Below are 21,350 nucleotides of genomic sequence, written 5' to 3' on the forward strand. Positions count from 1 at the left end.
CAGTGATTTTTTGCTTTTTCAAACTATGATAAGTCATTTCATATTGTGAGATTTCCCTATGAAAATCTTGTGCGGTGCAGCATTTGAAAAGGCCGGAAATCGGGGAGCGGAGCGCGTTAGCGCTTATAATCTTGCTTCCCTCTTCCACCACCCCTAACCTGGTTAAAACATGTCTGCTCAACTGATCGACGGAATCGCCCTCTCCCAAAAACTGCGCGCAGAAATTGCTGCACGTGCTGCCGTGCTCACTGCCCAAGGCAAACAACCCGGCCTGGCCGTGATCCTGGTGGGTGACGATCCGGCCAGCCACGTGTACGTGCGCAACAAGGTCAAGGGTTGCGAGGATGCCGGTTTCTATTCGCTCAAGGAGCAGTACCCGGCCGACCTGTCCGAAGTGGCCCTTCTGGAACGTATCGCCGCGCTCAACGCCGATCCGAAAATCCACGGCATCCTGGTGCAAATGCCGCTGCCCAAGCATATCAATCCGCACAAGGTGATCGAGGCGATCTCCACTACCAAGGATGTCGATGGCTACTCGGTGCTCAGCGCCGGCGAACTGATGACTGGCCTGGAAGGCTTCCGTCCGTGCACGCCGTACGGCTGCATGAAGCTAATCGAAAGCACCGGCGTCGATTTGAAGGGCAAGCATGCCGTGGTCATCGGCCGCAGCAACACCGTCGGCAAACCGATGGGCCTGCTGCTCTTGCAAGCGAACGCCACCGTCACCATCTGCCATAGTGGCACCCCGGACCTGGGCGTCTTTACCCGCCAGGCCGACGTGGTGGTGGCAGCCGTGGGCCGCCGCAATGTGCTGACCGCCGACATGGTCAAGCCGGGCGCCATCGTGATCGACGTGGGCATGAACCGCAACGACGAAGGCAAACTGTGCGGTGACGTGGATTTTGCCGGTGTCAAGGAAGTGGCGTCGCACATTACCCCGGTGCCGGGCGGTGTGGGGCCGATGACGATTACGATGTTGTTGATGAATACTGTTGAAGCTGCCGAGCGCACCTAACTGTATGCATTGGATCCCCGCGTGCGCGAGGATGACGACTTTGCCGCCGCAGACCTAAATTCCGTCATCCTCGCGCACGCGGGGATCCATACTGAATAAACAGAACCGGGAACTGACATGACCACAGACGCAAGCAACCCCCTCCTCGACTTCTCCGGCCTGCCGCGTTTCGACGCCATCCTGGCCGAGCACGTCACGCCTGCCATCGACCACCTGCTGGCGCGCTCGCGCACCATCGTGCAGCAGCTCGAAGCGCCGCAAGATGACGTCACCTGGGACAGTTTCGTCACGCCGCTGGAAAACGCTACCGAGCTTCTGGGCCGCGCCTGGGGCATCGTCAACCACCTCAACAGCGTAGTGGACACGCCCGAACTGCGCGCCACCTACAACGAGAACCAGCCCAAGGTTACCGAATTCTGGACCGAGCTGTCGCAGAACGAAGCGCTGTTTGCCAAGTACAAGGCGCTGCGTGCGTCCGCCAGTTTTGCCAGCCTGTCGCCGGCGCGCCAGCGCATCATCGACAACGCCATCCGCGACTTCCGCATGGGCGGCGCCGAACTGCCGGCCGATAAAAAGGAACGCTTCGCGGCGATCCAGGAAGAGCAGGCGGCCGTTTCCACCCGCTTCTCGGAAAACGTGCTCGACGCCACCAACGATTACAAGCTGCTGGTCACCGATGAAGCCGAGCTGGCCGGCCTACCCGACGACGTCAAGGCAGCCGCCCATGCCGCCGCGCAAAAGGATGGCAAGCAGGGCTGGCAGTTCTCGCTGCACTTCCCGTCGTACTACCCGATCCTGCAATTTGCCGACAACCGCGCGTTGCGTGAAACGGTGTACCGCGCCAACGCCACCAAGGCCTCGGACCAGGGCGAGGTATTCAGCAAGAAGGACGAGTGGGATAACACGCAAAACATCGTCACCCTGCTGCGCTTGCGTGACGAAGAAGCCAAGCTGCTCGGCTACAAGAACTTCGCCGAAGTGTCGCTGGTGCCGAAGATGGCGCAATCGCCAGAGCACGTCATCGGCTTCCTCGAAGACCTGGCCAAGCGCGCGCGTCCGTTCGCACAAAAAGACCTGGAAGAACTCAAGCAGTTCGCCAAGGACGAGCTGGGCATCGCCGACCTGCAAGCCTGGGACATGCCTTACGCGTCCGAAAAACTGCAGGAGCGCCGCTACGCGTTCTCGGCCCAGGAAGTCAAACAGTATTTCCCAGAACATAAAGTAATCGATGGCCTGTTCCGCCAGATCCAGAACCTGTTCGACGTCCAGATCAAGCCTGATGTCGCGCCCGTGTGGCACCAGGACGTGCGGTTCTACAGCATCGAGCGCGATGGCGTGCTGATCGGCCAGTTCTACCTCGACCTGTATGCGCGCGCCGGCAAAAGCGGCGGCGCCTGGATGGACGACGCCCGTGGCCGCCGCGCCAACGCCAACAGCGTGCAAACGCCGGTTGCCTACCTCACCTGCAATTTCACCGAACCAGCCGTGGTCGATGGCGTGGCGCAGCCGTCGCTGTTCACCCACGATGAAGTGATCACGCTGTTCCACGAATTCGGCCACGGCCTGCACCACATGCTCACTCTGGTCGATGAACTGGGCGTGTCCGGCATCTCGGGCGTGGAATGGGATGCGGTGGAGTTGCCGTCGCAGTTCATGGAAAACTTCTGCTGGGAGTGGGACGTGCTCGAGCACATGACCGCGCACGTGAGCACCGGCGAGCCGCTGCCGCGCGCGCTGTTCGACAAGATGCTTGCCGCTAAAAACTTCCAGTCCGGTTTGCAGACCCTGCGCCAGGTGGAATTCTCGCTGCTCGATATGCACTTGCACTACGACTACGACGCGTCCACCGGACAGACCGTGCAGCAAATGATCGACAGCGTGCGCGCCAAGTTTTCGCTGGTGGTGCCGCCGGCGTTCAACCGCTTCCAGAACTCGTTCGGCCACATCTTTTCCGGCGGTTACGCGGCAGGCTACTACAGCTACAAGTGGGCCGAGGTATTGTCGGCCGATGCGTACGCCGCGTTCGAGGAAGCCAAGGCGCTGGGCCAGGACGCCACCACCGAAGCGGGCCAGCGCTACCTGCGCGAAATCCTGTCGGTGGGCGGCTCGCGCCCGGCGCTCGAATCGTTCACCGCCTTCCGTGGCCGCGAACCGAGCATCGACGCCCTGCTGCGCCACAGCGGCATGGCGGCGTAATAGAACAGTTCAACCTGGTACAGCTAGCCTCAGCCACCAGCTGTCAATCCGTCATCCTCGCGAACGCGGGGATCCATACTGAGTTTGCTTATCAACCGCTCTATGGATTCCCGCCTGCGCGGCGGTCCGCCGTCGCGGAAACGACGGCTTAACAGCCAACTATCCTCATCGAACCCGCCATGACCCGCATCGACTTCCACACCAACATCCCCGACAAGGTCGCCTACGCCTGCCGCCTGGCGCGCAAGGCGTTCGGCGCCAACCATCGCATCGTGGTGCTGGCCGACGATGCGCAGCAACTGGCCGAGCTCAACACGGCCCTGTGGACCTTCTCGACTATCGACTTTTTACCGCACGTGCTGGCCGGCGATGCGCTGGCCGAACACACGCCCATCATACTCACCGACAACGATGAGGCGGAATTACCACATACTGAATTATTAGTGAATCTGTCGCGCCGCGCACCCTCCCGCGTGGACCGATTCGAGCGCATGATAGAAGTGATTTCCTCGGACGAGGATGATGCGGCTGCCGGCCGCAAGCGCTATGTCGCCTACAAGCAGCAGGAGTATCCACTCACTCACTTTGTCGCAGGAAAATCATGAGCTCAACCTTTGATAACATCCCGGTCTTGACCGAGGTTCTGAAGACGGAAGCAGCTAGCGAAGACCCTCTCCCCGCAGCAGCAGCCCCCACCAGGGCCGAGCTGGCCACCGCGCTCGAAGTGGAAGCCATCGACGGCTGGACCGATGCCGAATGGGCGATGATGGAGCACCGCCTGTCCGAGCGCATCATGCATAAGCTGCAATCGCGCGTTGATTTCGTGCTAGAGCAGCGCATCAAGGACAGCATGGCCGAAGTGCTCACGCACGCGCTGCACGGCCTCACCAACGAGATCCGCATCGGCCTGCACGACACCATCGAAAAAATCGTCGCCCGCGCCGTCTCGCAAGAACTGGTGCATCTGCAGGCGCAGAAAAAATAACCGTGGAGAATGACAATGCAGTTCAAGGCTCAATGCATTCCCCTTGCCATCGCCCTGGCGTTTGCCAGCGCGGGCAGCGCCAGCGCCCAGGAAATCATCAAGATCGGCCACGTCGGCCCGGTCTCGGGTCCTTCGGCCCACCTCGGCAAGGACAATGAAAACGGCGCCAACATGGCGATCGAGGATTTGAACGCCAAGGGCATCAAGATCGACGGCAAGCCGGTCAAGTTCGTGCTGATGCTGGAGGACGACGGCGCCGATCCCAAGCAGGGCACGGCGGTGGCGCAAAAGCTGGTCGATGCCAAGGTGAACGGCGTGATCGGCCACCTCAATTCCGGCACCTCGATCCCCGCGTCCAAGATTTATTACGACGCCGGCATCCCGCAAATCTCGCCTGCCACCACCCAGACCAAGTACACCCAGCAAGGCTTCAAATCGGCGTTCCGCGTGGTCGCCAACGACGCCAAGCTCGGCGGCACCCTGGGCGCATACGCGGTAGGCAAGCTGGGCGCAAAAAAAATCGCCGTGATCGACGACCGCACGGCCTACGGCCAGGGCGTGGCCAACGAGTTCATCAAGGGCGCCAAGAAGGCCTTGCCGGGCGTGCAGATCGTCGCCAAGGAATTCACCACCGACAAGGCCACCGACTTCAACGCCATCCTCACCTCGATCCGTGGCAAGGGCCCAGACCTGGTCTTCTTCGGCGGCATGGACTCGGTGGGCGGCCCGCTGCTGCGCCAGATGAAGGCGCTGGGCATTACCGCCAAGTACATGGGCGGCGACGGCGTGTGTACCGAGGCGCTGCCCAAGCTGGCCGGTGCGGCTGCCGTCAACGGCGTGGTGTACTGCGCCGAAGCGGGCGGCGTCACGCCAGCCGAGCAAAAGAATCTCGACGACTTCGTGGCCCGCTACAAGAAAAAATACAACAGCGACGTCCAGCTGTACGCGCCGTACGTGTACGACGCCGTGATGACCATGGCAGCGGCCATGCAGGAAGCCAAATCATCGCAGCCGGCCAAGTACCTGCCATTGCTGCAGAAGATCAACTACCAGGGCGTGACGGGCCTGATTGCGTTCGACCAGTTCGGCGACATCAAGGACGGCGCGCTGACCTTGTTCACCTACAAGGATGGCAAGAAGACCAAGGTGGAAGTGGTCAAGTAAAACAAAACGCGCCCTCGGGCGCGTTTGTTATTTGTAGAGCAGAAGCGGGCGACGCAAAAGCGCTTACTTTTGCGCCAGCACCCATTTCACCAGGGTGCGGGCTTCCGCCTCGTTCACCTGTGGATTGGCTGGCATCGGGATCGCGCCCCAGGTACCCGAACCACCCTTCATCACCTTGGTGACGAGCTTGGATTCGGCATCTTTCTGGCCCGCGTATTTGGCGGCCACATCCTTGTAGGCAGGACCGACCAGCTTGGTGGCGACCGCGTGGCAAGCCATGCAGTTTTTCGCCTTGGCCAGATCCGAACCGGCATCGGCCATCGCTACTTGCGATGCGAACGCCGAAGCGACCAGTACACCCACCATCATCAAATTGCGTTTCATAAATCTCTCCAGTTAAGCTGCGAATTCCCGTGACATTTTACAGTGTTTTTTCTCTTCAGAATTTAACGCGCAAGTTGGCGCCATGGTTGACCGAGACTAACGAGAGGATCTTCTAACCAATCAATGATCAGAGCAATAACATTCGAGTTTTGGCACTGGCTTCAATAAAACGGATTGAACAATTTGACACCGGTTGCCGAGAAGTCGCGGACATTGCGTGTGACGACCTCCAGGTCGTAGCTCAGTGCGATAGCAGCGATTTGCTTGTCGATCGGATGACTGGGGTCGGGCGACATCAAATAACCCCAGATCTGCGCGCACTCGTCATCAAAACCCAGTACTCGGTCGGCGTAGTCGTGCGAGACAAGCGCCAGCCACGCGTCAAGTCGTCTTGCTTGCGGGTGATCGCCGCGCTTGCGGATATTTTCGATACCACGCCTCAGTTCTCCCATCGTCTGCACGCTGAGATAGCAATCGATAGACTGGTCGCCGGCGAAAAAGCTCAGAACGCCTGGATTGGCTCTGGCGCCCTTACGTGCTTCACTGATGACGTTGGTGTCGACGAGATACATCGCCAGGCCTACGCGCCGCGCACCTCGAAATCATCATCGCGACCCACATCAGGCATGCTGGCCAGTACTTCAAGAAATGGCCGGCGTCGTGGCCTTTGCAATGCGGACTTCAGGATTTCGCGGTGTTCGGCTTCGGTGCTGCGGCCGTTGGCAGCGGCCCGGCGTTTCAATCCCAGTGCGAGGTTTTCATCCACATCGTGGATGATCAGTTTGGTTGTCATGGTGCCTCCCTCGTTGCGAGTGATAAGCCATCTTAGGCCTGTCACGCGGACGATGCAAGCGCGGCCAATCGAGAAACCGCCGCAGCAAGGCGCTGCGGCGGTATCGCTACGGAAGTGAGCCAGAGCGAACTTAGCGCTTCAGTTGCGATAAATCGCGCACCGCGCCGCGGTCGGCCGAGGTGGTCAGTGCGGCGTAGGCTTGCAGCGCCTGCGAGACGTAGCGCTCGCGGTCGACCGGTTGCCAGGCGGCGTCGCCTTTCGCTTCCATAGTGGCGCGGCGCGCGGCCAGTTCGGCGTCGGTGATGCGCAGGTTGATGGTGCGGTTGGGGATGTCGATGTCGATCATGTCGCCCTCTTCCACCAGGCCGATGGCGCCGCCTTCGGCCGCTTCCGGCGACGCGTGGCCGATCACCAGGCCCGATGAACCACCGGAGAAGCGACCGTCGGTCAGCAGCGCGCACGACTTGCCCAGGCCTTTCGACTTGATGTACGAGGTCGGGTACAACATCTCCTGCATGCCGGGGCCGCCTTTCGGGCCTTCGTAGCGGATGATGACCACGTCGCCGGCGTGCACGGTGTCGCCGAGGATGGCGGCCACTGCGTCGTCCTGGCTCTCGAACACGCGCGCCTTGCCGCTGAACTTGAGGATGCTCTCATCGACGCCGGCGGTTTTGACGATGCAGCCGTTCAGTGCCAGGTTACCGTACAACACGGCCAGGCCGCCGTCCTGCGAGTACGCGTGTTCCTTGTCGCGGATGCAGCCGGTGCTGCGATCCAGGTCCAGCGAGGCGAAGCGCTCGGACTGCGAGAACGCCGTCTGCGTGGGCACGCCGCCGGGCGCTGCGCGGAACAGCTGGTGCACGGCCGGGTCGTCGCTGCGCTTGATGTCGTTGCGTTCGATGGCGTCGGCCATGGTGGGCGCGTGGATGGTCGGACGGGTGGTGTCGAGCAGGCCGCCGCGCGCCAGTTCGCCTAAAATCGAGATGATGCCGCCGGCGCGGTGCACGTCTTCGATGTGGTACTTGTCGGTCATCGGCGCGACCTTGCACAGGCAGGGCACCTTGCGCGAGATGCGGTCGATGTCGGCCATGGTGAAGTCCACGCCCGCTTCGTGCGCAGCTGCCAGCAGGTGCAGCACGGTGTTGGTGGAGCCGCCCATCGAGACGTCGAGCGCCATGGCGTTTTCGAACGTGGCCTTGTTGGCGATGGTACGCGGCAGGATCGAGTAATCGTCCTGCTCGTAGTGGCGGCGCGCCAGGTCCACGATCAGGCGGCCGGCGCGCAGGAACAGCTGCTCGCGGTCCGAGTGCGTGGCCAGCACCGTGCCGTTACCGGGCAGGGACAGGCCCAGCGCCTCGGTCAGGCAGTTCATCGAGTTGGCGGTAAACATCCCCGAGCACGAACCGCAGGTCGGACAGGCCGAGCGTTCGATTTCGGCGACATCGGCGTCGGAGACGGTGTCGTCGCCGGCCTTGATCATGGCGTCCACCAGGTCGAGCTTGATGATCTTCTGGCCGCCATTGACCACCTTGACCACCTTGCCGGCTTCCATCGGGCCGCCGGAGACGAACACCACGGGAATGTTGATGCGCATGGCAGCCATCAGCATGCCCGGGGTGATCTTGTCGCAGTTGGAGATGCACACCATCGCATCGGCGCAGTGGGCGTTGACCATGTACTCGACCGAGTCGGCGATCAGGTCGCGCGACGGCAGCGAGTACAACATGCCGCCGTGGCCCATGGCGATGCCGTCATCGACCGCGATGGTGTTGAATTCTTTCGCAACGCCACCGGCTTTTTCGATCTCGCGCGCCACCAGCTGGCCCAGGTCCTTCAGGTGCACATGGCCGGGCACGAACTGGGTGAAGGAGTTGACGACCGCGATGATCGGCTTGTCGAAGTCGCCGTCCTTCATGCCGGTGGCGCGCCACAGGGCGCGCGCGCCGGCCATGTTGCGGCCGTGGGTGGTGGTGCGGGAACGATAGACTGGCATGATGGATCTCCAAAGATAAGGCGGCAACGTAGCACGACAGAGTGCCTTGGCCCTGCTGACCTGTCAAATATAAGATTGTCGCGGCTGTGAGTCGTATAAACTATCACAGACCATAATTTGAATAGAAATACATATGAATGTGGAACTGCGTCAGTTACGCTATTTCGTCACCGTAGCCGAGGAGCTGCACTTCGGCCGCGCCGCGCTGCGCCTGCACATGACGCAGCCGCCGCTGTCGCAGACGATCCAGGCGCTGGAAGAGCTGCTGGGTGCCCCGGTATTCGAGCGTAACCGCCGCGGCGTTACGCTCACGCCAGCCGGCAGTGCGCTGCTGCCCGAGGCGCGCCGGATGCTGGCGCAAGCCCAGGAGCTGCCGCAACTGGTGCAGCGCGCGGCCGCCGGCGAAGTCGGGCGCCTGACCCTGGCCTTTGTCTCCTCGGCCGACTACAGCGTGCTGCCGCCCTTTCTGCGCGCCTACCGCGCCGCCTACCCGCAGGTGCAGATCACCTTGCAGGAAGCCACGTCGGACCTGCAGCTCGACGACCTGCTGCACAACCGCATCGACGCGGGCCTGTTGATCCCGCCGCTGCCCGACAAGGCCCGCACCGAGCTCGATTATCTGCCGGTGCTGCGCGAGCCGCTGGTGCTGGCCGTGCCCACCGGCCTGCCGGCACTGAAGAAGCGCGGCAAGGCGGCCTTGAACGCGTTGCCGGCACTGCCGCTGATCATCTTCCCGCGCGCCATCTCGCCGGGCCTGTACGACGCCATCCTGTCGGTGTTTCGCGACGCCGGCGTCACGCCCGAAATCGGCCAGCAGGCGATCCAGATGCAGACCATCGTCGGCCTGGTGTCGGCCGGCATGGGCATGGCGCTGGTGCCGCAGTCGGTCTCCAACCTGATGCGTCCCGGAGTAGAATACCGTGCGCTGGCCCACACCACGCCGCTGGTCGAAACCGGACTGGCCTGGCGACGCGACAATGCCTCGCCCGTGCTGCGCGGCTTTTTGGAATTATTAAGAAAAGAAGTAAGGAAAACCGCCCTATGCTGATCCACCCGATGCCCGATCCGGTCGCCCTCCAACTGGGGCCGGTCGCGATCCACTGGTATGGCCTGATGTACGTCCTGGCGTTTGCGCTGTTCATTGCGCTCGGCCGCGTGCGCATCAGGCAGCCGCACATTGCCGCCCAGCTGTGGCGCAAGGAAGACCTCGACGACATGCTGTTCTACGGCATGCTGGGCGTGGTCATCGGCGGGCGCCTGGGCGAAGTGCTGTTCTACGAGCCGGTCAAGTATTTTTCCAACCCGATCGAGATCTTCAAGGTGTGGCACGGCGGCATGTCGTTCCACGGCGGCTTTATCGGCGTGCTGATCGCCATGTCGCTGTGGGCGCGCAAGTCGGGGCGCAACATCCTCGACGTGTACGACTTCATCGCGCCGCTGGTGCCGCTCGGCTACGCCGCCGGCCGCATGGGCAACTTCATCAACGCCGAACTGCCGGGCCGCGTCGTGGCCGACCAGTCGCTGCCATGGGCCATGCTCTGGCCGGATAATTCGTTCCCGCTGCATCCGAACCCGGTGTTCCTGCAAGGCCTGCGCCATCCGTCGCCAATCTACCAGATGCTGATCGACGGCCTGCTGGTGTTCATCATCCTGTGGCTGTATGCGCGCAAGGAGCGGCCACGCCTGGCGGTCGGCGCGTTCTACACGCTGCTGTATGGCTGCGCGCGGTTCTTTACCGAGTACTTCCGCACGCCGGACTGGGAAACCACGTTCCTGGGCATGCCGATCACGTCGGGCCAGGTGCTGTCGCTGCCGATGGTGGTGGCGGCGATTGCCATGCTGGTGTGGGCCTACAAGGTACGCCAGCGTGGTACGGCACCGACGATCAACCCGCAAAGCAAACCGGGGTCGGACCCCGTACGGGGTCCGACCCCATAGGTTGTAGGGGTGGCAGGGATCAAGCCAACAATGTCACAATCGCCTTCCATTGCGCCGGCGTGACCGGCGTGATGGACAGGCGGCTGCCCTTTTGCAGCACCAGCATGTCTTCCAGCGCCGCGATGCTCCGCATCTCGGCCAATGGCAGTAGCCGCGTCTTCTGCGTGCCCTGCACATCGATCGAAATCCAGCGCGGCTGCTCCTGCGTGGCCTTGGGATCGTGATAATGGCTGTTGGGATCGAACTGCGAGGCGTCCGGGTACGGGCCGCTGGCGATTACCGCCAGGCCGGCAATGCCGGGCTGCGGGCAGCTCGAGTGATAGAACAGCACCCCATCCCCTGGCTGCATCTGGTCGCGCATGAAGTTGCGCGCCTGGTAGTTGCGCACCCCATACCAGGCGGTGGTGTGGTTCGGTGACGCCATGAGATCGTCGATGCTCACGTCGTCGGGTTCGGACTTCATCAGCCAATATTGCATACATCGTCTCCGGACGAAAAAAAGCGGCTGGACATTTTCATGCCAACCGCTTTTTAAGGAATTAAATCCTGAATGAGTACCCCGCTTGTGCCGTTATGCCGGCATCCCGAACCTAATGGCTCAGGTGGTCACGGTTAGTTCAATTTCGGGTTCATCGAACAAGCGATGCTCACGCCCACCAAACAAAATCCCACGACCGGTGCAAACAAATGGTTCAAGGAATATATGACATTCACGAACACTGCAGGGTGACGCCAGTTTACTCTTTTGTCCGCCGCAAAGGAAGGAGTTTGATGCTTAAAAAGCGGTTAAAACAGTGCTTCTTGCGGCGTGAGTGCGGTATCCAACACCTTGTGCATGGCGGCGATCTTGGTCTGCACTTCGAGGATGGACATGTCGGACAACGGGCCTTGCGGCGCCTTGATCGACAGGAATTCCGCCGCCACGCTCAGCGCTGCCATGACCGCGATACGGTCGTTGCCCTTGACCCGGCCCGACGCGCGGATGCCGGTCATTTTTTTGTCGAGCATGACGGACGCTTCGCGCAAGGCGCGCTCTTCGTCGGCCTTGCACATCAGGCGGTACGATTGGCCCATGATGGTGACGTCGAGCTCGATCATCGTACTTCCTCATGTTGTGCGGCAGGTGCAATGGCGTCGCCAGCTGCCAGTTCGGTTGCTTCGGCTTCCTCGTCCTCCGGCACCGGCTCGGGCACCAGCGATGGCACGTGCACCAGCAGCGCCTGCACGCGGTCGGCGGCCTCGCTCAGGCGGCGTTGATATCCCATGTTTTCCACCACGAGGGCGGCATTGGCCTGACGCAACTGGGCGTTTTCGCGGCGCAAAGCATTGGTCATCTCGGCCAGCTGGTCGATCTTGTCGGATAGTTCTTGGAAGTCTGAAATCATCCCGCCACTATAGGCAGGGCGCGGGGTGCCGTCAACCGAATCACGTGTCCGGCCCCGAATTTTAAGTAAAACGCAAGTTAACTATTTGCGCGCCAGACATTCGGCGCGCAAATCTGTGACTTTTGTTACTTTTTGAGCTTATTTCTTCGGCTCGATGGTGACGTTGCCCGTGATGCCACTGCCCTGGGCGCCGCCCTGCCCCGGCTCGGCTTCGACGATCACGCTGATCTCGCGCTTGCCGGTCCCGGCTGGCAGTTCCAGGTCGAGCGGTGCGGCGGCAAAGCTGTCCTTCTTGCCCACCAGCTTGCCGTTGATCCAGACCTCCGCGCGGCCCTTGATGCCGGCGAATCGGATCAGGCCATTGCCGTCGGCGAGGTTCTTGCGCGGCGTGAAGCTCGACCGGTACAGGTTGAACTTGCTGCCTGCCGCGCCCCACATCGGCGGCTGGCCCCAGCCCCAGGTGTTCATGTCGAAGCTGTCGATCTTCTGGTTCGGGTTCGGCCGCGTGTCGCCCGGCGGCGCCACGCGCCAGGTGCGCACGAACGTCAGCGGCGCGTCGGCGCTGGCCACGAACGGCACCGCCGCCACGGCCTTGACGGGAATCGTCACCGTGGCCACCTTCAGGCCCGGTGCGCTCGCTTCCACCGTGACGGGCTGCGTGGCGTCGTAGCTGGTCTGCACGATCAGCTGCGCCAGGCCGTTGAACAGGCGCCGGGTGGCGCCCTTCTCGTCCTCGTGCGAGGTCGGGTCGCCATTGCCATGGCCGATCGAGCGCCCGCCTCCGGTTACCTTGAAGGTGACCACCGGATCGGCCAGCGGCACCGCGCGGCCTTGGGCATCGAGCGCGCGCACCGTGATGGGCATCGCGTCGCGGCCATCGCCGGCCAGGTCCTGGCGGTCCGGGACCAGTTCCAGCGCCACCGGCTCACCCGTAGTTTCCACCGCCGTGCGCACCACTTCCTTGCCGCCGTTGTAGCCGATGGCTTCGAGCTTGCCCGGCGCGTAGGCGACATTGAAATAGTTCATGCGGAACGGATCGGCCTTTTGCTCGCCCAGCTGTTTGCCGTTCAACCGCAGTTCGATGCGTTCGACATTGGCCATCACCATCACGCGGATGTTCTTGCCTTCGCTGCCGGCCCAGTTCCAGTGCGGCGCGATGTGGATCAGCGGGCGGTCCTTGATCCATTGCGCCTGGTGGATGTAGTAGGCGTTTTTCGGGAAGCCGTTCAGGTCCATGATGCCGAACACCGAGCTGACCGATGGCCACTCGTTGGGGGTTGGCTCACCGCGATAATCGAAGCCGGTCCAGACAAAGCCGCCGGCCACGAACGGCCGCTTGGCGATCGCCTCCCACGCGTCGCGGTGGGTATTGCCCCACTGCGCGGCGTCGGCCAGGTCGTCGTAGCTGGCGATCTGGTTCTTGTCCTTGTCGGTCTTGAACACGCCGCGCGTCATGAACGCGGACGTGTCTTCCGAGCTGGTGAACGGCACCGTCGGATACGCCTTATGGAAGCGGTCGTAGTCGGGCACCTGGTAGTTGGCGCCCACCACGTCCACCGCGTGCGCCACGTTGAGGTCGCTGAAGAAGCCGCCGTTCATGGCAGCGGTGACCGGACGCGTATCGTCGAGCGATTTGACGGCGGCAGCCATGCGGCGCACCATTTCGTAACCGACTTCCGAGCCCTGCACCGGCTCTTCATTGAACACCGACCACAGGATGATGCCGGGGTGGTGGCGGTCGCGCCGCACCATCCACTCGAGCTGCTTCATGTAGTCGGGCGACGGATTGAAATTGCGGTTCTCGTCCATCACCACGAAGCCCATGCGATCGACCATGTCGAGCACTTCGGCCGCCGGTGCATTGTGCGAGAAGCGGATCGCGTTCACGCCCAGTTCCTTCAGGCGGCGCAGGCGATACTCCCATACCGAGTCGGGAATCGCAACGCCAACGCCGGCGTGATCCTGGTGGATGCACACGCCTTGCAGTTTCAAATGTTCGCCGTTGAGGAAGAAGCCCTGCTGCGCATCGAAGCGGATGGTGCGAAAGCCCGTGTGCAGCGCCACTTCATCCTGCGCCTTGCCGTTTTCCAGCACGCGCGTCACCACCTTGTACAAGTTGGTCCTGGCGATCGACCACAGCGCCGGATCGCTGATCCTGAACGGCAGCTTGACGGTGGCGTCTTTCAGCACGCCCACGCTGGCCTTGGCCACCTGGCGGCCCACCTGCTTGCCGGCCGGGTCGAACACGGTCACTTCCACCGTCACGTCGGACGCCTTCTTGCCGCTGTTATTGAGCGTCACTTCCACCGGCAGGCTCCATTCCTTGCCCTTGCCGGATTTGTCAGGTCGGGGCACGGCATACACGCCATCGGTAGCCACGTGCACCGGCGCGCGCTTGACCAGCCACGCGTGGCGGTACATGCCGGCGCCCTCGTACCACCAGCCCTCCATCGCTTCCGCATCGACGCGGATCGAGATGGTGTTGAGCGCGTCACCGTAGGTCAGGTAAGGCGTGATGTCGATATTGCTGGCGTTGTAGCCGGACCAGTTGCGGTTGACCACGTTGCCGTTGACGTACACGGTGGCGTGGGTGGCGATCGCATCGAACTGCAGCTCGAAGTGGCGGCCACGGTCGGCCGGATCGACCTGCAAATAGCGCCGATACCAGCCGATGCCGCGCGGCCGGTAGCCCTGCGAGATATTGGCTTTCGGGTCGAACGGGCCTTCGACGGCCCAGTCGTGCGGCAGATCGAGGCGGCGCCAGTCGGAGTCGTCGAATTCGGCGCCGGCCGCGCCAGGCGCATTGCCGGCCTTGGCGTTGCTATACGATTCCTCGTGGCCGACAATCGGCGCCTGGCGCACGTCGCCGAGGTGGAACAGCCAGCCGCGATCGAGCGACAGGCGCTCGCGCCCGGCCTTGACGGTGGCGTCGGCAATATGGGGTTTGATCGGTGCGGCAGCATGCGCGGCAGTGTGTGCGACAGCAGTGGCGGCCAGCAGCAGGACGGCAGCGCACAAGCGCCGCCAGCAAGGCATCGTGTTCAAGTCAGACTCCCTGAGAAAACTTTGGGGTCAGTGCCGACATTCGGACATCACGGAACTTTTTCGTTGAAGCGTACTTCAAAGAATAAGTTCAAAAATGTCCGAATGTCGGCACTGACCCCGAATTGGGCTAAAAAAAACGGAGCAGCACCGTTAAGCACTGCTCCGCAAACCACGATAAAACAAAGGTACAACGGAAAATTTACAGCTTGAAGGACAGGCCCAGGTTGAAGCGGCGGCCAAACTCGGTCACTTCCTGTTGCAGCGGGTTGTTGGCGCTGGTGTAGACCGCCTTCTGGTTGGTCAGGTTGTCGATGCCGAAGCGCACCTGCACGTTGGGCGTGATCTGCTTGGCCAGGTTCAGGGTGACGAAGGTTTCCGCTTCGTTGACCAGCAACTGGCCAGCGCTCCAGCTCGGATTACGCACGAACGAGCTGTGATGGTTGGCCGAGATGCGCGCTTCGTAGCCGGCTTTTTCGTACCACAGGGTCACGCCGCCGTTGTTACGCATCAGGCCTTCGATCGGGAACGGATTGCCAACTGGTACCTGTTCACGCACGGTGCTGGCGGTGTAAGCGTAGTTGCTGGCGATACCGAGCCCGTCGAACGGTGCTGGCAGGCCGGTGAACGCTTGCTGGTAGACCAGTTCCACGCCACGAATGTTGCCGCCTTCGCCGTTGACCGAACGGGTGATGTTGTCGCTCTGGGTGATGGCGATGTAGCGCTGCAGTTGCTTGTAGAAGCCACCGACGGAAACGAGCGAACCCTTCTGGAAGTACCACTGGTATGCCAGGTCGACCTGGTTGGCCATCATCGGTTTCAGGTCCGGGTTGCCGGCCGAACCGGTTTGCGGCTGGCTGGTGCCTGCCTGGCTCAGGTTGCGCGAGGCGCGCAGTTCATCGAGTGGCGGACGCGACATGGCACGGGCCAGGCCAAAGCGCACTTGATGTTCCTGGGCTTCGTCGAGGTTGAAGATCAGGTTCAGGCTAGGCAGGATCTCGGTGTACGACGTGCCCTGCTCGACCGCTGAAGGGGTGGAACCGTTGATCGAACCCATGCCGTAGCTGTCGGTCTTGGTGTGCACCAGGCGCACGCCCACGTTGCCGCGGTAGGTTTTGCCAAATGCTTCGCCGTCGAGATCACCCTGGACGAAGGCCGAGGTGCTGCGTTCCTTGACGCGCCATCCAGCAAGCTGGTCGTTGCGTACCTGGTCGGCAGTACCGACTTTGCCGTTCGGATTGAACGCATCCGGACCGAAGGCGTTGCCGATGGTGCCGTAGAAATCCTTGAGCACGAAGTACGACGGGAAGCCGGCGACGTTGACGGTCTCGTAGGCCGAAGCAGGAATCGCGTTCTGCTGGGCCAACTGCCAGGTGGTCTGGCGGTAGCTCTTCTCGCGGTCGGTAGCGCGCACGCCAACCTTGATGCGGCTGACGATGCTGTTTTCGATCGGACGCGCAGCGGTGACCGACGCGGCGTTCAGCAGATCCTTCACGTGGCCGTCGGTATCGACGTACAGGGTCGGCGCTTCGAAGTTGGCCGGGTTGCCGGTGTCAATGCCGCCAAAGCTGTACTGCTGACGCTCATTGCCGGTGAACGACCAGTTGACCGACACTGGAATCGAGCTCAGCGAATTCTGACGCAGGTCGCGCCACTGGCTGCTGCGCAGCGCGTGCGAGGTCGACAGGTCGGTTTCGACTTTCCACTCGCCGACGTTGACCTTGGCGTTCAGGCCGCTGGCGGACACGCTGGCGTCCTGGATCCAGTGTGCGTCGTTGTTGATGACGCGGTTCCAGTTGACGGTGCCGCCGGCCACGTAGCCGTTACGGATATCGAGGTTGCTGAAGTTGTTGGAGTTGCCGCCATCCCAGTTACCGAGGTCGCCGGTCCAGTGCTGCATCTGCGCTTCGTCGATCTTGGTACGCGCATAGTAGGTATCGGCGGTGATCAGGACGTCGCTGTTTGGCTTGTACTCTACCTTGCCCAACACGCTGCTGCGCTTGTTGCTGCCGCGGCGCACGTCGTCCTGGAAGCCCCACGGGGTCTTGTCGACGTTGCCGTCGCCGTTCATGTCGACAGAATTGTTTTCGTTGAAGCCCCAGTGGCGCACGTTCTTCTGCACCGAGGGCTGGTCCTGGTAGCTGAAAGCGATGGCGGCGCCCAGGGTCTTGTCGAGGAACTGGTCAATCCAGATCCCGCCCACGCGTGGCTTGTTCTTGTCCGCGCCAGCGATGTCCTTGGCGATGTTGTAGTGCAGGACATCGGCCTTGAAGTTCAGCTGGCGACCGTTGTACTTCAACGGCGAGACGGTTTGCAGATCGATCGAGGTGGCGATGCCGCCTTCGACCAGGTCAGCGTTCTGGGTCTTGTAGACGGTGGCGCCGCTGATCGACTCCGACGGGAACTGCTCGAAGCGCACGGCACGATCCGGCTCCGACGAGGCCAGTTCGCGGCCATTCAGGGTGGCGCCGATAAAGCGCGGGCCCATGCCACGCGCAACGATCTGCGAAGCATTACCGCGATCAAGACCCGACGACAGACCTGGCAGGCGTGCCAGCGACTCGGCGATAGTGGTATCCGGCAGTTTGCCGATGTCTTCCGACGCGATCACTTCCACCATGCTGTTGGAAGCCTCCTTGACGGCCAGCGCATTGCGTACCGAAGCACGGATGCCGGTCACGTTGACTTGCTGGATTTCGCCGGCGACCGGCGCTGCCGGGGTTGCTGCCTGCGCCGCCGGTGCCGCTGCTTGTGCTGCCTGTGCTTCTTGCGCGAACGCCTGTTGCGCCATCAACGGGGTGCTGAACAAGGTTGCGATCAGCAGGCTCATTTTCTTGTGTTTCATTATGTGCATCTCCAGTGTCTGTGTAGCTCCGTCTCTGATCTTTGAACCACATCGGACGGGTAAGACGGGATGCTATCGAAACCGAAGTTGGCAGGCCAATAGCTTATTGACGTTGGCCCATATCAAGTTCGTATATCAGACATACAAGAAGCGTAAACAGTATGTCTATTGTGTGTAAAAACCACAGCGTGCAAGTACGACAACTGCTCCTAGGCTCTGCTCGCGCCCACCGGTGAGTCGTCGTCAAACGCCGCTGACTTCAGGGCTTGCTGTAGTGGGGATACATGGTGGTGGCGGTGTCGCGCAGCGCCAGCAGCATGGCGTCGGCGCCCGGAGAGAGTTGATGGCGCTTGCGCGTGATGATGCCGAACGAATCCATGCTCACACCGAGGTCGAACGGCAGGATTGCCATCAGCCCGGTTTGCAGGTAGGCCTGCACCGCTTCGGCCGGCAGCGCAACGATCATGTCGCTGTTCATCAACAGGCTAGCCACTACCGGCAAGTCTTGCGTCTCGACGGTTTCGGCCGGCTGCTCGAGGCCGTGCGACAGGAACAAGGCGGTCAGGCGATCGCGCAGGATGCTGCCGGCTGGCGGCAGTACCCAGCATTGGCGCACCAGTTCTTCCAGCTGCAAGTCGTTGCGGCCCGCCAGCGGATGGTCGCTGCGCGCGATCAGGAGGTGCGGCTCGTCGGTGAGTGGTTCGAAATGCAGTTCGTCGGCGGCGGCGGTGTCGAGGATGCGGCCGACGACAAGGTCGAGCTCGCCACTGCGCAGGCGCTCCACCAGCACTTTGCTGGTGGACATCTTGACCGACACGTGCACGCGCGCATGGCGCGACTTGAGCAGGTTGATGGCCTTGGGCACCAGCGAGGTGGCCGGCGCCAGCACCGAGCCGATGCCGACCCGTCCGCGCAGGCCCGACAGCAGCTCCATCACTTCCTGGTGCGCCGCGTCCATCTCGGCCAGCGCAGCGCCGGCGCGGCGGATCAGCACCTTGCCATACCAGGTAGGCGCCACGCCGCGCGACAGGCGCTCGAACAGCTGTACCCCGAGCGCGTGCTCTAGCTCGCCCAGCAACTTGGAGGCGCCGGGCTGGGTCAGGTTGGCGGCTTGCGCCGCGTGCGCGATGGAACCGTGACGGCCGAGCTCCACCAGCAATACCAGGTGGCGGGTCTTCAGGTGGGAGCGGACAAAGCGATCGGAGCGGGAATCAGTCATATTGGCGATTATTATACTGCCCGAAAGGTAGAGCACGCGCGGCTTGCATTCTTTGCATCATAGTGGCCAGCCTGTTGCCGACGCTGGCGCAGGCCGGCCTCATGCCCTACCCGGCCACTGGCGCAGTGTCGTCGAACAGCGTCTCGGCGACACCAGCGGTGGCCGCACCGAGCGAGCCGTCAGGCAAGCCGTACAAGCCGCCGCCCCGGCCCAGCAACAGCAAGCGGTCGAGGCTGTCACCGCCGAACGCCAGCGACGCTGGCGCGTCACCCGCGAGCACGATCCGGCGCAGCACGGCGCCGCCAGCATCGTAATGCACCAGCTCGCTGCCCTGGAGGCTCCACAGGCAGTTGGCGCTGTCGATCACGATCGCCCCCACGTCGAGGTCAGCCTCGGCCAGCGTGGCGACCTTGCCCACCCTGGCGCGACCGGCATCATAGGTACAGTGCAGGATGCGGCGACCATCGGCAAACACCATGCGGGCGCCGTCGGCACTGAAAGCGATGCCGGCCGCGCGCACCACCGCCGGCAGCGCCAGCCGGCGCAGGCCGTGGCGCTGCGAATACTGGTAAAAGCTGCCGATCGGGCGCTGGTCGCTGGCGGTGTTGGCGGTGCCGAAGACAAAATTGCCGGCACGGTCGGTGCAGCCGTCGCTGATTGCCGTGCGCGGCTCGGCCGCGTCCACCGTCAACAGCACTTGCGCCTGCAGCGGCCGGGTCACGCTGCCGGCCGGCGGCAACTCGATCAGCCCCAGCCGCTTGCCCTGACCCAGCAGCCAGCGCCCGGACCTGCAGGCTTCCAGCGTGCACGCGCCTTCGGACACGCGCACGGTGCAGGCTGTGGCGGCGGTGATGGATGCAGCAGCAGCGGCCGGCCACGCGTACAGCTGGCCGGCCAGCGGATCGGACCAGCGCCAGCACTGGCCGGCGGCGTCCCAGCACAGCGCACGGCCGGCGCGGCCACCGCGCTGCAACAGGATGGCAGCGGTCGTGGCGTTGGAAGGCGTGGAGATGTCTAGCATGACGCCGAGTGTAAGCGCGGCCGACGCGCAATAGATATAAAAAAATAACTATCAGCTATCTTGATATCAGATAGCAGGCTGGTTTATTTCTGGTATTCGATAATGATATGGTTTGTGGCGAATTAATCATATTTGTGTAGCGGGGCGTCGTTTTAGACTGTGTGCTGTTCATTGAACTTACTCTCATTCCTCACCCCTATGAAAATCACCAAACTGACGACCTACCGTGTTCCACCGCGCTGGATGCTGCTGAAAATCGAAACCGATGAAGGTGTCGTCGGCTGGGGCGAACCGGTCATCGAAGGCCGCGCCCGCACCGTGGAAACGGCCGTCCAGGAAATGGAGCCGTACTTGATCGGCCAGGATCCGTCGCGCATCAACGACCTGTGGCAAACCATGTACCGCGCCGGCTTCTACCGTGGCGGCGCCATCCTGATGAGCGCGATCGCCGGTATCGACCAGGCGCTGTGGGACATCAAGGGCAAGGTCCTGGGCCAGCCCGTGTACGAACTGCTGGGCGGCCTGGTGCGCGACCGCATGAAAATGTACAGCTGGGTAGGCGGCGACCGTCCTGCCGACATCATCGAACAGATCAGCAAACTGAAAGAAGGCGGCTTCGACACCTTCAAGATGAACGGCACCGAAGAGCTGGGCCTGCTAGACACCTCGGCTGCGGTCGATGAAGCGGTGCGCCGCGTGGCGGAAATCCGCGAAGCGTTCGGCAATACCATCGAATTCGGCCTGGACTTCCACGGCCGCGTGGCCGCGCCAATGGCCAAGACCCTGCTGCGCGAACTGGAACAGTTCCGTCCGCTGTTCGTGGAAGAGCCGGTCCTGGCCGAGCAAGCCGAGTACTACCCGCGCCTGGCCGAGATGACCTCGATCCCGCTGGCAGCCGGCGAGCGCATGTACTCGCGCTTCGAGTTCAAGAACGTGTTCGCGGCCGGTGGCCTGTCCATCGTGCAGCCAGACCTGTCGCATGCCGGCGGTATTACCGAGTGCCTGAAGATCGCCTCGATGGCCGAAGCCTACGACATCACGCTGGCGCCGCACTGCCCGCTTGGTCCGGTCGCCCTGGCCTCGTGCCTGGCGGTGGACTTCGTGTCGTACAACGCCGTGCTGCAAGAGCAAAGCATGGGCATCCACTACAACAAGGGTGGCGAGCTGCTCGACTACGTGATCAACAAGGACGACTTCAAGATCGTCGACGGCTACTGCGCCCCGCTGCGCAAACCTGGCCTGGGCGTGGAAGTGGACGAAGAACGCGTGATCGCCGCCAGCAAGAACGCCGGCGACTGGCGCAACCCGGTCTGGCGCCACAAGGATGGCAGCGTCGCCGAATGGTGATGCGGTAACAATGAAAGCCGGCG

General features: G+C 62.4%; 19 protein-coding genes and 1 other RNA gene. 8 read left to right on the forward strand and 12 right to left on the reverse strand.

Annotation, left to right across the window (positions count from 1 at the left end; translation table 11 throughout):
• The first annotated feature begins 169 nt into the window (after positions 1-169).
• The 5 genes from folD to J2X54_RS20880 all read left to right on the forward strand — a co-directional run bounded on the left by folD (position 170) and on the right by J2X54_RS20880 (position 5,360).
• A complete protein-coding gene (folD, locus tag J2X54_RS20860) occupies positions 170-1,015 on the forward strand; it encodes a bifunctional methylenetetrahydrofolate dehydrogenase/methenyltetrahydrofolate cyclohydrolase FolD (RefSeq protein ID WP_070249512.1) in 846 nt (281 codons plus the stop codon).
• A gap of 117 nt (positions 1,016-1,132) precedes the next feature.
• Complete coding sequence (locus J2X54_RS20865; protein ID WP_310183238.1) at positions 1,133-3,211, forward strand: M3 family metallopeptidase; 2,079 nt, start codon at positions 1,133-1,135, stop codon at positions 3,209-3,211.
• 179 nt (positions 3,212-3,390) lie between these two features.
• Positions 3,391-3,816 (forward strand): DNA polymerase III subunit chi, encoded by a 426-nt coding sequence (locus J2X54_RS20870; protein WP_310183240.1) that lies wholly within the window; start codon positions 3,391-3,393, stop codon positions 3,814-3,816.
• Entirely contained in the window at positions 3,813-4,196 is a 384-nt protein-coding gene (locus tag J2X54_RS20875) for a hypothetical protein (protein WP_310183242.1), read from the forward strand. Before J2X54_RS20870 ends, J2X54_RS20875 begins: the two co-directional genes overlap by 4 nt.
• Positions 4,197-4,211: 15 nt before the next feature.
• The gene (locus J2X54_RS20880; protein ID WP_070249516.1) at positions 4,212-5,360 is read left to right on the forward strand and encodes a branched-chain amino acid ABC transporter substrate-binding protein; all 1,149 of its coding nucleotides are present in this window, start codon (positions 4,212-4,214) and stop codon (positions 5,358-5,360) included.
• 63 nt (positions 5,361-5,423) lie between these two features.
• Here J2X54_RS20880 and J2X54_RS20885 read toward each other — a convergent pair whose 3' ends face one another.
• From J2X54_RS20885 to ilvD, 4 genes are all read right to left on the reverse strand, one after another.
• Entirely contained in the window at positions 5,424-5,744 is a 321-nt protein-coding gene (locus tag J2X54_RS20885) for a c-type cytochrome (protein WP_070249517.1), read from the reverse strand.
• Between the two features lie 161 nt (positions 5,745-5,905).
• Positions 5,906-6,316, reverse strand: coding sequence for a type II toxin-antitoxin system VapC family toxin (locus tag J2X54_RS20890; protein WP_310183243.1), 411 nt, complete (start codon positions 6,314-6,316; stop codon positions 5,906-5,908).
• An 8-nt stretch (positions 6,317-6,324) separates the two neighbouring features.
• Complete coding sequence (locus tag J2X54_RS20895; RefSeq protein WP_310183244.1) at positions 6,325-6,537, reverse strand: FitA-like ribbon-helix-helix domain-containing protein; 213 nt, start codon at positions 6,535-6,537, stop codon at positions 6,325-6,327.
• A gap of 130 nt (positions 6,538-6,667) precedes the next feature.
• Positions 6,668-8,530 carry a dihydroxy-acid dehydratase gene (gene ilvD, locus J2X54_RS20900; protein WP_310183245.1) on the reverse strand — a complete coding sequence of 621 codons (1,863 nt, stop codon included), beginning with the start codon at positions 8,528-8,530 and terminating at the stop codon, positions 6,668-6,670.
• Positions 8,531-8,663: 133 nt separating this feature from the next.
• On the opposite strand from ilvD, the gene J2X54_RS20905 reads away from it, so the two are divergent.
• The gene (locus tag J2X54_RS20905; RefSeq protein WP_310183247.1) at positions 8,664-9,578 is read left to right on the forward strand and encodes a LysR family transcriptional regulator; all 915 of its coding nucleotides are present in this window, start codon (positions 8,664-8,666) and stop codon (positions 9,576-9,578) included.
• The gene (lgt, locus tag J2X54_RS20910) at positions 9,572-10,468 is read left to right on the forward strand and encodes a prolipoprotein diacylglyceryl transferase (RefSeq protein ID WP_070249522.1); all 897 of its coding nucleotides are present in this window, start codon (positions 9,572-9,574) and stop codon (positions 10,466-10,468) included. Before J2X54_RS20905 ends, lgt begins: the two co-directional genes overlap by 7 nt.
• Positions 10,469-10,487: 19 nt before the next feature.
• On the opposite strand, the gene J2X54_RS20915 is transcribed toward lgt, so the two are convergent.
• From J2X54_RS20915 to J2X54_RS20950, 8 genes are all read right to left on the reverse strand, one after another.
• Positions 10,488-10,946, reverse strand: coding sequence for an EVE domain-containing protein (locus J2X54_RS20915; protein ID WP_070249523.1), 459 nt, complete (start codon positions 10,944-10,946; stop codon positions 10,488-10,490).
• A gap of 74 nt (positions 10,947-11,020) precedes the next feature.
• Positions 11,021-11,199, reverse strand: a non-coding RNA gene (gene ssrS / locus J2X54_RS20920) — 6S RNA.
• A 55-nt stretch (positions 11,200-11,254) separates the two neighbouring features.
• Positions 11,255-11,566 carry a cell division protein ZapA gene (locus J2X54_RS20925; protein ID WP_070249524.1) on the reverse strand — a complete coding sequence of 104 codons (312 nt, stop codon included), beginning with the start codon at positions 11,564-11,566 and terminating at the stop codon, positions 11,255-11,257.
• Positions 11,563-11,853 (reverse strand): hypothetical protein, encoded by a 291-nt coding sequence (locus J2X54_RS20930; protein ID WP_070249525.1) that lies wholly within the window; start codon positions 11,851-11,853, stop codon positions 11,563-11,565. Before J2X54_RS20930 ends, J2X54_RS20925 begins: the two co-directional genes overlap by 4 nt.
• Before the next feature lie 138 nt (positions 11,854-11,991).
• Positions 11,992-14,889 carry a beta-galactosidase GalA gene (gene galA / locus J2X54_RS20935; RefSeq protein WP_310183326.1) on the reverse strand — a complete coding sequence of 966 codons (2,898 nt, stop codon included), beginning with the start codon at positions 14,887-14,889 and terminating at the stop codon, positions 11,992-11,994.
• Positions 14,890-15,097: 208 nt separating this feature from the next.
• A complete protein-coding gene (locus J2X54_RS20940; RefSeq protein WP_070249527.1) occupies positions 15,098-17,740 on the reverse strand; it encodes a TonB-dependent receptor in 2,643 nt (880 codons plus the stop codon).
• Positions 17,741-17,999: 259 nt separating this feature from the next.
• Entirely contained in the window at positions 18,000-18,959 is a 960-nt protein-coding gene (locus tag J2X54_RS20945) for a LysR substrate-binding domain-containing protein (protein WP_310183252.1), read from the reverse strand.
• Between the two features lie 106 nt (positions 18,960-19,065).
• Positions 19,066-19,980: an SMP-30/gluconolactonase/LRE family protein gene (locus J2X54_RS20950; RefSeq protein WP_310183253.1), complete on the reverse strand. Its 915-nt coding sequence runs from the start codon at positions 19,978-19,980 to the stop codon at positions 19,066-19,068.
• A 198-nt stretch (positions 19,981-20,178) separates the two neighbouring features.
• Here J2X54_RS20950 and dgoD point away from each other — a divergent pair, with 198 nt between their 5' ends.
• Positions 20,179-21,327, forward strand: coding sequence for a galactonate dehydratase (gene dgoD / locus J2X54_RS20955; RefSeq protein ID WP_070249530.1), 1,149 nt, complete (start codon positions 20,179-20,181; stop codon positions 21,325-21,327).
• The last annotated feature ends 23 nt before the right edge of the window (positions 21,328-21,350 follow it).

The sequence above is a fragment of the Duganella sp. 3397 genome (genome assembly GCF_031456625.1).
GTDB lineage: Bacteria > Pseudomonadota > Gammaproteobacteria > Burkholderiales > Burkholderiaceae_D > Rugamonas > Rugamonas phyllosphaerae.